Raw genomic sequence first — 13,843 nt, 5'->3', positions numbered from 1 at the left:
TCGACGGCTTGGGCTCCTGCCAACCTCCTCTAACCGGCACGACCGACGGCCCAGCAAACCGCTGTCAGCCCCTTCACCGGCACGCGCCAATCGGCGATACTCCCTTGTTGGGATTGCGTTTACGTCGATTCCCCATAGAATCAGCATCCTTCATTTCGCGACTCCCGCTGGTCAATCATTACTTTTCGACATGGCCGCCTGTCAAGTCACTGGCCGGCGATAGCACGATTCTTCAGGACGATTTCATGGCTAGCCCGTTTCGATATTTCCGCAAGCACACCAAAGCTTTCATGGCCGTGGCGGTGGTGCTGTTGATGTTTATCTGGGTGGTCGGCAGCTCCTTTAGCAGCGGGCGGAGCAACAACGGACCGCAAGTCGATGGCCAGGTCGCCGCTTGGAACGGCGGCTCGCTCAATGAGAGCCAATTGCAGGCCCTCATGGCGCAGCGGAAGATTACCAATGATTTTCTTCTCGGGGTCTTCGGCGCCGGCGGCGGAACGAGCGGTTACGACCTTCCGCGCGACATTCCGCTGCAAGGCATCTTGCTGACCAACGACCAAGAGATGGACAACCTCGATCAAGTCGTGATCAATACCGAGGTGGAAGCCCAACTCGCGAAAGAGGCCGGCATCACCGTCAGCGATCAATTGATCAGCCAGTACATCAAGAAGGTGGGCCTGGGTAAGGTCACCGATCAGCAGGCGGAGCAGATTCTCGCGAATCTGGGCAACGGCAACCCGCGAACCACCGAGGGAATTGTCTTCGGCACGCTGCGGAAGGCGCTGTCGGCGTACTTCTACACCCGCATGTACGCCGAGGCTGGTTTGGTCGTCACCCCGGAACAACGGTGGGCCGATTGGCGCCAAGTGAACGAACGGATCTCGGTGCAGGCCGCCATTCTGCCGGTCGACAAGTTCCTGACTGAAGTTCCCGAACCGACGGATGAGCAGCTCCTAGGCCTCTACAACGAGTTCAGGGATTTCGATCCGGGCCGTCGCGTCGATTTCGGCGGACACGTCGTCAACTCGCCAGATCCTGGTTTCGCGGAACCGCGTCGCGTCCGTCTCGAATACCTTAAGTTGAGCGTGCCGACGCTGACCGAAAAGCTCCTCGACACGATCACCGAACAAGACATCGCGTATTACTACGAGCAAAACAAAGAAAACTTCGTAAAGATCGGCGCGGCCCCGGCCGGCGAGTCGACTGCACCGGCTGCAGAAACGCCCGCAACCGAAACTCCGACCACCGAAACGCCCGCAGCAGACGCACCGGCTGAATCGACAACGCCCGCCGCCGAAACGCCAGCGACGGAAACGCCGGCGAGCCCAGCCGCTCCCGCGGAAGAGGCCGCCCCGGCTGCTGAACCGGCCGCACCTGCCGCCGAAGGCGCCAACGAGTCATCGGACGCACGTCGTAGCAGCCCGTTCCGTTTGGCTTCGTTCCAGGAAGAGTCGACTCCGGCGGAACCCGCCGCAGAAGCAGCGGCTCCTGCCGCCGCCGAGGCTGCAACCGCCGCCCCGGCCGAAGAACCCGCGGCGCCTGCCGCCGACGCGACTCCCGCAACGACCGAAACCCCGGCAACCGAGCCTGCTGCCTCGGCAACGGCGACGCCGTCGACCGAGCAGTACGAGCCGCTCGACGCCGTCCGCGACGAAATCCGCCGCGTGCTGGCTCAAGAAGCTGCTGAGAAGGAATTGATCCGGATCATGACTGAAGCCACGGCTCAGTTGCAGGCGGAAGCCAACGTGTACGAAGTCGCCACGATCGAGGCCGAAGAATCAGGCAAGAAGCCGCCAAAGCCGCCCGCAAAGCTCACCGACCTCCAATGGCTCGCCGACAAATACGGCCTGACCTACGAGAAGACGAGCCCGCTGACGATGCTCGAACTGTTCGATACGCCGGTCGGTAAGGCGATCGACGAACGGCAGACGATGAACGTAACCCAAGCGGCGTTCTACCGCCTCAAGCCGTACGAGCCAATGCTCGCCAGCGAGCTCGAAGGCGACGCCTTCATCGTGGTGAAGTCCGAAGACGTCGCTCGTCGCATCCCCGACTTCAAAGAAGTCCGCGATCAAGTCGTCACGGCTTGGAAGCAGCGGAAGGCCTCTGAACTCGCTGAGAAGAAAGCTCAAGAGCTGGCCGCCGAGGTCGTGAAGAGCAACACCCCCTTCGACCAGTTCTTCTTCGCCGATCGCGGTTACGAAGTGATCAAGGAAACGGCGTTGTTCAGCTGGCTGAACTACCCCGCCGGCCGTACCGACGCGAGCGCTCAGGCGATGCTCAGCGACGTGCCGGAGCTCAAGGGCATCAGCCCCGAGTTCATGGAAAAGGCCTTCAGCCTCGTCGACAACGAGACGGTGAGCCTCCTCAACTACGATCACACGGCCGCCTACGTGCTACGACTGGCCCGCAAGGAATTCAGCGACGACGATCTCAAGAAGCTCTTCTTGCAGGAAGCTGAATACTGGCGCGGCGGTCAGGACATGCTCGTGAAGCATGCCTCGCAGTTCCAGAACGCTGTGCGGACCGAGATGATCCAGAACCGCGCTGGCCTGGAGATCAACGAAGAGTGGGAAATCGAACGCCAGAAGCGGCGAGAGAAGTCGCAGTAAGCGAGTGAGATAGCGTCGCGTACCGTCATACACGTCATTTCGAGCCAAGTGCACGGCTCGGAGTGGTGGCCCCTGCACTCGTGATGTAGTCGCTCAACAACTCTGCTTCGAATCCTGAAGGGATTCAATCATTCAGCCCGGGGTTGATCGCACCCGCGATCTACCCCGGGTTATCTCGGCTCTCCTCTCCAACCCTGCAAGGGTTGAATCGTTAATTGGAGTTGGTCCCAGCTGCTACAACCCCTGCAGGGTTGCGGATTCGCGCCCGCTCTTTACCCGGGGTAGATCGCTGCGCTCTCAACCCCGGGCTGGAAGATTGAACGCCGTTGGCGTTCTCCAGTCGAGGAAGAATTCGAGAAGCAAACGGCCAATAAGAAAAGCCGCCTTCCATACTGCATGGAAGGCTGCTTTGTTCGTTTCAGGTTGCATCGCGATCGACTAACCCCGGTTCGGCTTCAGCACCACCACCGACAGCGGCGGCAGGGTCAGTTCGATCGAGAACGGACGGCCGTGGCTTTCACTCTCTTCGGCCATCACGCCCGGGTAGTTGCCGACGTTGCTGCCGCCGTAGTAGGCCGAGTCCGAGTTGAAGATCTCGCCGTACCAACCCCCTTCCGGCACGCCGAGGCGGTAGTTATGCCGCGGCACCGGGGTGAAGTTGCAGGCCACCAGGGTGAAGTCGTTCGGATCTTCGGCCCGGCGGAGGTACGACAGCACGCTATTGGCGTAGTTGTGGCAGTCGACCCACTCGAACCCGCCCGACTCGAAATCGACCTGATGGAACGACTTCTCGTTGCGGTAGAGACGGTTGAGGTCGGCCATCATCTTCTTCACGCCCTGGTGGGTATCCCATTGCAGGAGATCCCACTGCAGTTCGTGGTCGTGGTTCCACTCGTTCCATTGGCCGAACTCGCAGCCCATGAACAACAGCTTCTTGCCCGGGTGGGTCCATTGGTAGCTGTAAAGCAACCGCAGGTTGGCGAAGCGTTGCCACAGGTCGCCCGGCATCTGATCGAGCAAGGCGCCCTTGCCGTGGACGACTTCGTCGTGCGAGAACGGCAGCGTGAAGTTCTCGGTGAAGGCGTAAATCAGCGAGAACGTCAGCTCGTCGTGGTGGTATTGGCGGTGAATCGGTTCGTGGCGGAAGTACCGCAGCGTGTCGTTCATCCAGCCCATGTTCCACTTCAGGCTAAACCCAAGGCCGCCGAGGTAGGTCGGCCGCGAGACGCCGCCCCAGGCGGTCGATTCTTCGGCAACGGTCAGCGTGCCGGGGTGTTGCTGGTGGACTTGTTCATTAAATTCTTTGAGGAACGAAATCGCCTCGAGGTTCTCGCGACCGCCGTACTGATTCGGAATCCACTCGCCGTCGTTACGGCTGTAGTCGAGGTACAGCATCGACGCGACCGCATCGACCCGCAGGCCGTCGATGTGGAATTTGTCGAGCCAGAACAGCGCGTTTGAGGTGAGGAAGTTCCGGACTTCGTTGCGGCCGTAGTTGAAGACCTTCGTGCCCCAGTCGGGATGCTCGCCCTGACGCGGGTCGGCGTGCTCGTAGAGCGCCGTGCCGTCGAACGTGGCGAGGCCGTGGCTATCTTTCGGAAAGTGAGCCGGCACCCAGTCGATCAGCACGCCGATGCCGTTCTGGTGGCAGTAATCGACGAAGTACATGAAGTCTTCGGGCGTGCCGTAGCGGCTCGTGGCGGCGTAGTAGCCGACCGTCTGGTAGCCCCAGCTGCCGGTGAACGGATGCTCGCTGATCGGCATCAGTTCGAGGTGGGTGAAGCCCATCTCTTGGCAGTAGGCGACCAGCTGATGGGCCAAGTCGCGGTAGTTCATCCACTGCGTCTCGCCGCCGTGGTTCTTCTTCCAGCTGCCAAGGTGAACCTCGTAGATCGACATCGGCGCGTCGAGGGAGTTACCCCCTTCGGCCCGGCGAGCCATCCACTCGTGGTCTTTCCACTGGTAGTTGTTCAGGTCGGCCACGATGTTGGCCGTGCGCGGCGGGAGTTCCGCAGCGAAGCCGTACGGATCGCACTTTTCAGTGACGGCGCCGCCGCGGGCCTTCACCGAGAACTTGTACAGCAGGCCTGGCTTGGCATCAGGGATAAACAGTTCCCACACGCCGGTGGGGACGTGCTTCCGCATCGCGTGCTTGCGGCGGTCCCAGCCGTTGAAGTCGCCAATGATGCTGACGCTCTCGGCGTTGGGGGCCCACACGGCGAAGTTGACGCCGGTGACGCCGCTCACGGTCCGCACATGGGCGCCGAGCTTCTCGTAGCTCTGCCAGTGGCGGCCTTCGCCGAGCAGGTAGAGGTCGTATTCGCTGAGCAGCGGGGGGAAGGCGTAAGGATCGTGCATGGTCGTCTGCTCGCCCGCTGAATTCACCGCACGCAGTTGGTAGGTCCGCCCTTGTTCCACGTCATGCATCTCCGGTCCACAGATGGCTTCGAACAGGCCGGCCGGGTGAATCCGCCGCATCGGCTTCGACTCCCCTGCCCTGGGATCGACCAACCATGCCTGCTGCGATTGCGGCAAGTAGGCCCGCACCGCCAAGGCCTGGCGGCCATTCTCTTCGATCACATGCGGACCCAGTACCTCGAACGGATTCTCGTGGTAGCCGTGGATAACTGGGTTAATCGCGTTGACGTCGACGGTGGATCGCACGGTGGTCTATCCTGCTAACTGTTGTACTTGAAACGGGAGCAGCTTGCTTGGGGCTTGGGCGGCCGGTAATGGTTGCTGCGTGACTCGGGGAGGCAATCTCTGGGCGCCGTTCTGAACGCGTAGGTCGCTCGTTACGGGCGAAAATCTCAAGGTTGGGCGGGACTCTTTAGCCGGCGAGGCTCGTCGGCATCAGGGCGTCGCCCAGCGAAGCGGCCGCTTGGGTCGCTCGGCGGAAGCCTTCCGCGGCGAGCGTGAAACGCCCGCGACGCGGACCGGCGATCACCACCGATTCGACTGGCGTTTCGACTTCAACCGCCGGCTCGGCTTCCACCTCGCCGTCGAACTGCCACAAACGGCAGTCGACTTGGTGATAGTTGAGGGCGCGGTCGACCCGCTTCCACAGGTCGTGGTCGCGAACCGGCACCACGCGGCCGAAGCGTTCCCACTGCCACCCGTTGGCGCGCCAGTCGTTCAGGCCGCGCTTCAAGCCGCGGTTGACGTAGCGGCTCTTCGTAACCAACGTGACGCGGGCCGAGTGATCGATCGCTTCGAGTCCGCGGACGACGGCCAGCAGTTCGAGACGCTCGTGGCATTCGATCGCTTCGCCGTCGGTGGCCGAGAGTCGTTCGCCGGTGGCGACGTTCTCAAGGACGAAGCGCCAGGTTCCGGCTTGATTTGGTTCGATCGAGGCTTCGACGAACAGCAGGTAGTGCGCGGCGGGAGCGGTCATCATCGCAGTCGTTCCAGCTGAGTCGGCCGAACTCAGTTCGCCAAACTCATCAGGCGGGAACCTCGGCGGCGGCTTCCTGGGGCCGAGGCGGTGACTGGGGGCGGGGAGTCGCATCCCTTGCGAATCAGACCGTGGCACTTGCTCGATCTAGAGAACGGTATCGGCAGTGTTTTCGCAATCGCTCCAGCTTAACAGGCGAAAAAGCGGAGCGAATTGGCTCGAAACCGCGGCCAGGGAAGCCGCGGCGGGCGAAGGCGGGACCGGTCGCGCCGGCTGTAACGATCGACCGGCTTAGCGGTCGAAGCGGCGGCGCTGGGCGTGCTGGGCGTTGACCAACTCGGCGAGCCGTTGGCGGTCGCTAAGCGTGGCGCCGCCGTCGAGGACAATCCATGTGAGCCGCGCGATTTCTTGTTCGATCAGGCGGGCGTCGGAAGGAGGCGCCACCGCGACCGGCGCAACCTGCTGATCAACGGTAGCCGCCCGGAACGGGATCGGGGTCGCGCTAAGATCGTAGGCACTGGTATCGCGTAGCATGGTCATCCAACTCCTTGCCGTCCGCATCAGCGGGCGGTCGTTCAACTAGATCGACACGGAATCGATCACTGCGGTTCACGTCCTGCGAAGGCCGCCGGAAGAGAGATGAAAGCCTCTAAAGCAACTCATATGCCGATGGTTGGACAACGCTTGCCAAACGGCGGCGAGCGCGTTGTCGTACACCGCGCAACAGCTAGCAAAATATGGAGTTGCGACGGCTGGCGCGAGGCCAAGCCAATGCCCCGCACGCAGCGGAGCGGCTTTCGCGGACCGTGAGATCGCCTAGCTCCGCCGCATCCCTGCACGGAATCCCGGCACGGCCTCCATTGGCATCTCTAGCCCCGGGTTCCGCCCGGGGGTGGCCCGACTCGCGACGACGCCCCCCGGAATGGAAACTCACTCCCGGGCGGCGCCCGGGGCTAGAAGTACGGGCCCGGAACACTGCGGCCGGCCCCAAGTCACGGGTGGATCGCCACTGCGAGGAAGCTCGGAATTTGAGGCTCAGCACGAATGTTCGGGCAGAATCACAGCGCATGACGGAATCGACAGGCCCGCCCCCCCACCTTTGGGGCGGTTGCGAGATAAGTTTGAATAGAGGAGCGGCTCCCCCGCTTTCTCTCCCGCCTGCCTCCCGCGCCGGAGGCCCCACGCCGCTGAACGGCAGCCCCCTCCTGAGGAAACTCTCATGCAATTCGGTATGTACCTGGTCGACAACGGGCTCCTTTCGACACAGGCGTTCTACAAGGCCCTGAAGCTGCAGATGCGGTCGCGTCCGCCGCTGGGGACGATGGCGATCCAAACTCGCAAGCTGACTGTGAAGCAGATGTTCGTCATCCTGCAGGAACAGTGCGATACGCCGAACCAGATGTTCGGCGAGATTGCGGTGCGGCTTGGTTACCTCACCAACGACGATCTGAACTTGCTGCTCGAGGAGCAGAGCCGCCACATGGCGGGGCTCCGCGATATCCTCGTGGAGCACAACTTCATGCCGGCCGACGTCATCGATCAGCAGTACGCGGCGTACCGGCGTAGTACGCGGCAGGCGGAGCCGGAGCTCGAGTTGGCGAACGCGTAGGTTTGGTGCGCGGTCGATTGTTGCCGTTTGGAAACTACTTAGCCCCCGGCACTTCATGCCGGGGGTTTTTTTGTTGCGCGGAACGGTGTGGTGCTTCGTTCGCCCCCGGTTTGAAGAACCGGGGGCTAAAAAACGTTTGTGGCGTCGCTTACGTGGCGAGGTCGATGGCTTGGGCCAGGAGGTCCGTAAGGCCGGGGAGCGCGCGGAGGTCGGCGGCGAGACGCGGGTGGGCGAAGAGGCGGACGCGTTTGACGTAGTCGTCGAACTGCTGCTTTGCGAGCGTCTTCACCACCGGCGAGACGTCGCCAAGTTGGCGGTAACAGCCTTCCTTCGGGAAAAAGACCTCGATCTGGAACTCAACTTCGAGTTCCACCGGCGGGGCGTCGAACAGAATCTCGTGCGGCGCCACGACCCGCGACAGAGCCCGACTGGCGAGTCCGGCGAACTGCTCCGCACAGCGGACGAGCCACGGGTACGGCCGGCGGGCGAGACGCTCGTAGAGGGCCGGCTCCTGAAACAAGCTGCACTGGGCGACCCGCTTGTAGAGCTTGCGCGAGGGGCCGAAGAGCCCATCGAGCAGTTCGGCCGAGGGGCCGTCGCCGGCCGCGTTGCGGAGGGCGGCGATCATCGGTTGCTCGGTGAGCCGGAAGAGCGAATCGACGTCGAGATGCGGGTGGAGCAGGAAGAACGCCCGCTGCAGCATCGCCGTCGCTGAGCGAACCGCGTGATGCCAGTAGACTTCGCTGAACATCACGTAGCGGGCGAAGACCATCATCTCCGCGGCGGTTTTTCCTTTGTCGGTGATCGCGAGCGTGTCGCCCGCCTCGTTGAGGCAGAGACTTTGGATCAGCCGCGGTTGGTCGAAGTTACGACCGTACGGGACGCCGGCATGGAGGCTATCCCGCATGAGATAGTCCATCTTGTCGACGTCGATCGGCCCTGAGAGCATGCTCCGCAGCAGTCGGCCGCAACGGTCGGCCGGCTTGTGGGTGAGCATCTCGACGACGTCGCGCGGCTGGATGTTCCACTCGTGCCGCAGAATGTCGGCCAGCTCTCCCTCAAGCAAAAAACTGTTGGCGAAGAGTTCGTGGCTCGGAACCTGCCGCAGACTAATGTCCTCGATCGGGTGGCAGAAGGGCCAGTGACCAAGGTCGTGCAGGAGCGCGGCCACGAGGAACCGCTCGGCTGCCGCCGGCGGGACGGCCGCTTCAAACCGGTCGTTGTCGGCGAGGCGATCGAGGTAAAGGAGCGCCATCCGATAGACGCCGAGCGAATGCTCGAACCGCGTGTGATTCGCAGCGGGGTAGACGAGACTCACGAGGCCTAGCTGGCTGATGTTCGCGAGGCGGCGGAACTCGGGGGCGTCGACCAGTTGGCGGACGCGGCGGGTGAGGGGAACGTCGATCTCCGGCGGAATCCGGATGAGGTGCCGGCTCGCGCGGAGGGCGGCGACTTCAGGGATTTCGCGGATGGTGGACATGGCTTTGTCAGTTGTCAGTTGTCGGTGGGCGGTAATGAACTCCTAGCTGATCATCTCCGGTGGGGCATTGATCATGACAATGCTGCTGTGCGGCACGACCTCCATGACGGCGGCTCGCACGCCGGGCTTCTTTTCCTCACGGTTCATGCCGGGCAGGAAGTTACCGACGATGAGGAACCGCAGCAGGACGGTCGTCACGAAGAACAATGCGAAGTGAAAGAAGCCAGTCATTGGTTCGAAGTCGAACGCGACGAACGCCGTGAACGTGCCGATGCCGATGCAGATGCCGACGAGCAGGCCAATCTGCCAGAGTTCGAGGCCGGTGATCAGGTAGGGTTCACTGCCGAAGACGGTGTAGCCGACGTACCAATAGACGCCCCAAGTGAGAGCGTAGACCAACCCGCAGCCGAGGGCGCGAACGAGTAGATCGGTTCCTATGAAGGCGCCCGATTCGTCGTCGCGGAGGAAGGTGTAACCGGCGTAGGCGAGCGCTGGGCCGAGAACCGCCAATCCGCCGGCCATGATGTAAGTGAGAACGTCTTTCAGCTGGTCGCGACTGTTGCCGAGCAAAAACGCAACGGCGAAGACGAGCACCACCGCCCCGCCGATGATCAGTGCGGCGTTGAGTTGGAACTTGGTCTCTGTGCGCTTGATTGGCTTGAGGACGTTACGGCCCTTCGCGTCCTTGGCTCCGGCTTCGCTCTCGGGGGCGTGAATGACGACCTCGTCCTCAGCCTTGGGAATCTGGATCGCCCCTTTGCACTTGGGGCAATTGCCAGACTTGCCGCCGTGCTGGTCGCCGACCTTGAAACGGGCATGGCAGGTGGGGCATATGACATGAATGGGCATGGCGACGCGTTCTATCTAAGAGGAAAAGCGATTTTAGGCGACACTAAGAAACTGGACTTAAGGCGTTTCCTGGTCGGCTGTTAGGTTGATTTTAACCTTTAATGTCGCGTCGTGAACGCGACATTAAGGGCGACATGCGACATTGTATGCGGAAGTGATTATCGGTTCGCCGGCCGCAAGCGGACGGGGCTGAATGGGCGTCAGTGTGTGGCGAGCGCAACTGATCCGCAGCGCGGACCGCAGGCCGCTTGACGGGCACTTGCCTCCCCCATTGATAGAGGATTGGGGGGCTAATTTCGAGTCTCTATTTTCGGCCACCCCAGCGAGAAGGCTCGGCGGCCAAACCGCTGGCCTAGATCTCTTTGAGATCGTCTTCGTTGATCGGCGTGAAGCCCTTCGAGGTGAGCGTGTCGAGGGCGATCTCGATGTTGTCGACCATCAGGGCGACGGCCGGCCGGCCATGCGGGCGGGAGAGGAGCGGATAGACCTGGGTGATATTCACCTCGGACTGCAGCAGCGCCGTGCAAACCTGCAGCAGCGGTTGCGGCGTGTCGGGGAGTTCGACGCCGATCAGGTCGGATTCGACGATCGCCAAGCCGGCCCGTTCGAGCACTTCGCGGCCCGCTTCGGGGTCGCTCAGCAAGAAGCGGACGACCGCACATTCGGTCGAATCGGAGATCGTCAGGGCGACGATGCGGACGTTGCTTCCCTCGAAGCGGCGGACGACTTCCAGGAGTTGGCCAACGCGGTTCTCGAGGAAGACCGTGAATTGGCGGATGGAAGGGTAGTCGCGGCCGCGCATCGTGGCGAAATCGATTCCAGAATGCTCGCCGCCGCCGCTACTGCTCATCGATGCCGCTCCTGCTGGGCCGGGTGGGGCCTGGGGGACTCCTTTGGAATGCGGTTCACTATAGGGGGGTGAATTGGGGGATGCAACGTGGTTTGGGGGTGGTGCGCGGGAAGGGGTCGGGAGCCTTTTGCCACTAGAGGCTTACCATCGAATTGGCGCCCGCTAGTGGCAAAAGGCTCCCGACCCCGTTTCGCGCGGCCACTGACTGGGGGCGGGTGGTTTTGTACGATGTTGGTCCCTCCGCTCCGGCCGGTCGTTGACCGGCGGCTACTGACGCGGCGTTCGACCGCCGCATCCCTGCCCCGCCTGAAAGTGTTTGATGATGGAACATGCGTTTGAACTCGACGTTCGCTACTACGAGACCGATGGGCAGGGAGTCGTCCACCATTCGAATTACTTCCGCTACTTCGAACTCGCGCGGGTCGAGATGCTCAAGGCGATGGGGCACGACTATCAAGACCTCGAACGCGACGGGGCGTTCCTCGTCGTCCATAGCATCTCAGCCAAGTACCACCGCCCTGCCCGCTTCGGCGATCGGCTGCGGATCGAAACCAAAGTGACCAAGGCGACGATGGCGCGGATCGAACACGCTTACCGCGTGGTGGTGAACGAAAAGTTGATCGCCGAGGGGGCGAGTACGATTGCTTGCGTCGACCGCGAGGGGAATATTCGGCGGATGCCGGAGAGCATTATTAAGGAGTGAAAGCTAACCACGACGGCACAACGGACACGACGAAATGCCCGAAGGAACGAACCGCAGATGAACGCCAATGCACGCAGATAAGATTGGTTGGGAGAGGATTTGATCTCTCATTTGCGTTTATCTGCGTTCATCGGCGGTTCTAATCGATCGCTTTCCGTCGTGCTCGTCGTGCCGTCGTGGTTCAAAATAAACAGGAGCAGACTATGAGCGCGAAGCGGGTGTTGATGTTGGTTGGCGACTTCGTGGAAGACTACGAAGCGATTTTTCCCTATCAAGCGATGCAAATGGCGGGGCATCACATTGATACGGCTTCGCCTGGCAAGGAGTCCGGGTCGACGGTCGTCACGGCGATCCATGACTTCGAGGGGTTCCAAACCTACACCGAGAAGCGCGGGCATAACTTTCCGATCACCATCGATTGGGGGCTGGTCGACGAATCGACCTATGATGGGCTCATCATTCCTGGCGGACGGTCGCCGGAGTTCTTACAACTTGACGAGCGCGTCCTTGAGATCGTGCGGAAGTTTTTCGCCGACAATAAGCCGGTGGCGTCGACCTGCCACGGCGGATTGATTTTGGCCGCGGCGGAAGTGGTCGAGGGGCGGCGTTGCCAGGCCTACCCCTCCTGCTGGCGCGAGCTGGCCTGGGCGGGCGCCATTTGGGAAGAGCCGACTCCGGGCTATGACGGCGTCACGGCCGATGGCAACCTCGTGACGGCGGCGGCTTGGCCGGGAAACCCGGCTTGGATGCGTGAGTTTTTGAAGCTGCTCAATTAGAAGCTAACCACAACGGCACGAAGAACACGACGAAATGCGGGAACGGGGAATTATTTAACCACGAAACACACAAAAGGCACGAAAAAAAACTTTGGCCCGCTAATCCACGCGAATTATCGCGAATAAATGAATTGCATTTCAATTAGCGATCATTCGCGTCAATTCGCGGGCTCATTCTCTTCTTTCCTTTTTCGTTCCTTTCGTGTGCTTCGTGGTTAAAAAAGTATTTCGTCGTGCTCGTCGTGCCGTCGTGGTTCAATTACCTCAGCGCATAAAAAAGGCTCGGCGTTGGCTTCCTCTACCAACGCCGAGCCCGACCTTTTCAAACGTAGCGGCCACTCTGAATCCGTTCAGGCCGCTGGAGCACGCACTCTGTGTTCTGCGTCGCGGGCTGAAGCCCGCTACGCCTTTAGGTGAAAGCTCTCACTATTAGGCGGCGGCTAGTTCGTGGACCGCGGGCAGCATGCCGCGGGCGATTTCGACGCCCATGATGAACTCTTCGAAGATCCGCATGTCGAGCGCCGAGGCGGTCGACGCTTCGGGGTGGAACTGCGTGCCGAAGGCGAACCAATCTTCCATCGTGCTTTCGATCGCTTCGACGATGCCGTCGGGGCAGCGGGCGGTCACTTGGAAGCCGGGGGCGATTTCGTCGACGGCCATGTGGTGCATGCTGTTGACGCGAAGTTCGCCGTCGCCGTAGACGCGATCCATGATCGAGCCCGAGGCAAGCTGCAGCGTGTGGCGGTGATCGGGATCGAGCGGGTCGAGATGCGGGAGGGCGCCCGGCATATCTTCCGGAATGTGCAGCATCAGGTTGCCGCCTTGCGAGACGTTGATCAGCTGCATACCGGCGCCGATGCCGAGGACCGGAGTGCGGTGTTCGGCGATGAGGCGGACGAGCATGCGGTCGGAATTCTCACGGCGGGGATCTTGCAGGCGGACGGTCGGGTGGAGCATCCAGCCGTCGCGGCGGGGATCAAGGTCGGCGCCGCCGATGAGCAGCACGCCGTCGAGACGTTGGAGCAGGTGTTCGAGATCCGATTCGTTCTCGTAGGGAGGAATGAGGACCGGCAGGCCGCCTGCTTGGAAGATCGCGTCGAAGTATCCGGCGGCGACGTAGGCGAATTCGGTCGAGTTTTGGTTGGACGAACGGAAGTCGGTGTTGATACCGATAAGCGGCTTGGACATGGAATGATCCTTTCCGGCGCCATCATGGCGCACCCTGTGGTTTCCCTACAACGGCGAGCTTGCGGGGGCTCGCTCAAAGAGGCCGGAGGAGAATCGTTCGCTGTCGCCTCGCACGGGCGGCAAAAGTCTGACGGACAACAACACTCAGATCAAAGCGAACTTGTAGCGCGGCAAGCGTGTCGGCTAGCTGAAGCTGGCGTGACCACCCATCCGTGGGCGCTCGGGCGCGGCAATGTTTGACTTGAGGCGGCTGTCCGACGCTTCGTGCCCGCACGGGGAACTGGGTCGGAACGACTTCCCTATCTTCTGGCCTCGAAACTCCTTCAATGGGCGACCGTGTCACCGGTCCGGATCGTGGATGCAAGTCTGAAGCGAAATGTAA

The 13,843-nt window shown here is 61.7% G+C and carries 11 protein-coding genes; 4 read left to right on the top strand and 7 right to left on the bottom strand.

Annotated elements, in window-relative coordinates:
- The first annotated feature begins 245 nt into the window (after window positions 1–245).
- The gene (locus PLANPX_RS09935; RefSeq protein ID WP_152098580.1) at window positions 246–2,612 is read left to right on the top strand and encodes a hypothetical protein; all 2,367 of its coding nucleotides are present in this window, start codon (window positions 246–248) and stop codon (window positions 2,610–2,612) included.
- A gap of 438 nt (window positions 2,613–3,050) precedes the next feature.
- On the opposite strand, the gene glgB is transcribed toward PLANPX_RS09935, so the two are convergent.
- The 3 genes from glgB to PLANPX_RS09920 form a co-directional block, all read right to left on the bottom strand.
- A complete protein-coding gene (gene glgB, locus PLANPX_RS09930) occupies window positions 3,051–5,276 on the bottom strand; it encodes a 1,4-alpha-glucan branching protein GlgB (RefSeq protein WP_152098579.1) in 2,226 nt (741 codons plus the stop codon).
- 166 nt (window positions 5,277–5,442) lie between these two features.
- Window positions 5,443–6,009 (bottom strand): RNase H family protein, encoded by a 567-nt coding sequence (locus PLANPX_RS09925; RefSeq protein ID WP_172991960.1) that lies wholly within the window; start codon window positions 6,007–6,009, stop codon window positions 5,443–5,445.
- Window positions 6,010–6,297: 288 nt separating this feature from the next.
- Window positions 6,298–6,540: a hypothetical protein gene (locus PLANPX_RS09920; protein WP_152098577.1), complete on the bottom strand. Its 243-nt coding sequence runs from the start codon at window positions 6,538–6,540 to the stop codon at window positions 6,298–6,300.
- A gap of 685 nt (window positions 6,541–7,225) precedes the next feature.
- On the opposite strand from PLANPX_RS09920, the gene PLANPX_RS09915 reads away from it, so the two are divergent.
- Window positions 7,226–7,615, top strand: a complete 390-nt coding sequence (locus PLANPX_RS09915; protein ID WP_152098576.1) for a hypothetical protein — start codon at window positions 7,226–7,228, stop codon at window positions 7,613–7,615.
- Window positions 7,616–7,763: 148 nt separating this feature from the next.
- Here the strand turns inward: PLANPX_RS09915 and PLANPX_RS09910 are convergent, their stop codons facing one another.
- From PLANPX_RS09910 to PLANPX_RS09900, 3 genes are all read right to left on the bottom strand, one after another.
- Window positions 7,764–9,095, bottom strand: coding sequence for an HD domain-containing protein (locus PLANPX_RS09910; RefSeq protein WP_152098575.1), 1,332 nt, complete (start codon window positions 9,093–9,095; stop codon window positions 7,764–7,766).
- A 42-nt stretch (window positions 9,096–9,137) separates the two neighbouring features.
- A complete protein-coding gene (locus tag PLANPX_RS09905; RefSeq protein WP_152098574.1) occupies window positions 9,138–9,944 on the bottom strand; it encodes a hypothetical protein in 807 nt (268 codons plus the stop codon).
- 352 nt (window positions 9,945–10,296) lie between these two features.
- Window positions 10,297–10,794 carry an acetolactate synthase gene (locus PLANPX_RS09900; RefSeq protein ID WP_152098573.1) on the bottom strand — a complete coding sequence of 166 codons (498 nt, stop codon included), beginning with the start codon at window positions 10,792–10,794 and terminating at the stop codon, window positions 10,297–10,299.
- Between the two features lie 319 nt (window positions 10,795–11,113).
- On the opposite strand from PLANPX_RS09900, the gene PLANPX_RS09895 reads away from it, so the two are divergent.
- Both PLANPX_RS09895 and PLANPX_RS09890 read left to right on the top strand, forming a co-directional pair.
- Complete coding sequence (locus PLANPX_RS09895; protein WP_152098572.1) at window positions 11,114–11,497, top strand: acyl-CoA thioesterase; 384 nt, start codon at window positions 11,114–11,116, stop codon at window positions 11,495–11,497.
- Between the two features lie 203 nt (window positions 11,498–11,700).
- Complete coding sequence (locus PLANPX_RS09890; RefSeq protein WP_152098571.1) at window positions 11,701–12,273, top strand: DJ-1/PfpI family protein; 573 nt, start codon at window positions 11,701–11,703, stop codon at window positions 12,271–12,273.
- Window positions 12,274–12,702: 429 nt separating this feature from the next.
- On the opposite strand, the gene PLANPX_RS09885 is transcribed toward PLANPX_RS09890, so the two are convergent.
- Window positions 12,703–13,461: a gamma-glutamyl-gamma-aminobutyrate hydrolase family protein gene (locus PLANPX_RS09885; RefSeq protein WP_152098570.1), complete on the bottom strand. Its 759-nt coding sequence runs from the start codon at window positions 13,459–13,461 to the stop codon at window positions 12,703–12,705.
- Window positions 13,462–13,843 lie beyond the last annotated feature (382 nt).

Origin of the sequence: Lacipirellula parvula, from assembly GCF_009177095.1 — a bacterium.
GTDB classification, from domain to species: Bacteria; Planctomycetota; Planctomycetia; order Pirellulales; family Lacipirellulaceae; genus Lacipirellula; species Lacipirellula parvula.
Note: the sequence above shows the minus strand (reverse complement) of the source record. Positions and strands in the feature narration are given on the sequence as shown.

Excerpts from the sequence above, each read along its gene's own strand:
- PLANPX_RS09935 (WP_152098580.1), top strand. The coding sequence starts at position 246 with ATGGCTAGCCCGTTTCGATATTTCCGCAAGCACACCAAAGCTTTCATG.
- PLANPX_RS09900 (WP_152098573.1), bottom strand. The coding sequence starts at position 10,794 with ATGAGCAGTAGCGGCGGCGGCGAGCATTCTGGAATCGATTTCGCCACG.
- PLANPX_RS09890 (WP_152098571.1), top strand. The coding sequence starts at position 11,701 with ATGAGCGCGAAGCGGGTGTTGATGTTGGTTGGCGACTTCGTGGAAGAC.
- PLANPX_RS09885 (WP_152098570.1), bottom strand. The coding sequence starts at position 13,461 with ATGTCCAAGCCGCTTATCGGTATCAACACCGACTTCCGTTCGTCCAAC.
- PLANPX_RS09910 (WP_152098575.1), bottom strand. The coding sequence starts at position 9,095 with ATGTCCACCATCCGCGAAATCCCTGAAGTCGCCGCCCTCCGCGCGAGC.
- PLANPX_RS09925 (WP_172991960.1), bottom strand. The coding sequence starts at position 6,009 with ATGATGACCGCTCCCGCCGCGCACTACCTGCTGTTCGTCGAAGCCTCG.
- PLANPX_RS09920 (WP_152098577.1), bottom strand. The coding sequence starts at position 6,540 with ATGCTACGCGATACCAGTGCCTACGATCTTAGCGCGACCCCGATCCCG.
- PLANPX_RS09905 (WP_152098574.1), bottom strand. The coding sequence starts at position 9,944 with ATGCCCATTCATGTCATATGCCCCACCTGCCATGCCCGTTTCAAGGTC.
- PLANPX_RS09895 (WP_152098572.1), top strand. The coding sequence starts at position 11,114 with ATGATGGAACATGCGTTTGAACTCGACGTTCGCTACTACGAGACCGAT.
- PLANPX_RS09915 (WP_152098576.1), top strand. The coding sequence starts at position 7,226 with ATGCAATTCGGTATGTACCTGGTCGACAACGGGCTCCTTTCGACACAG.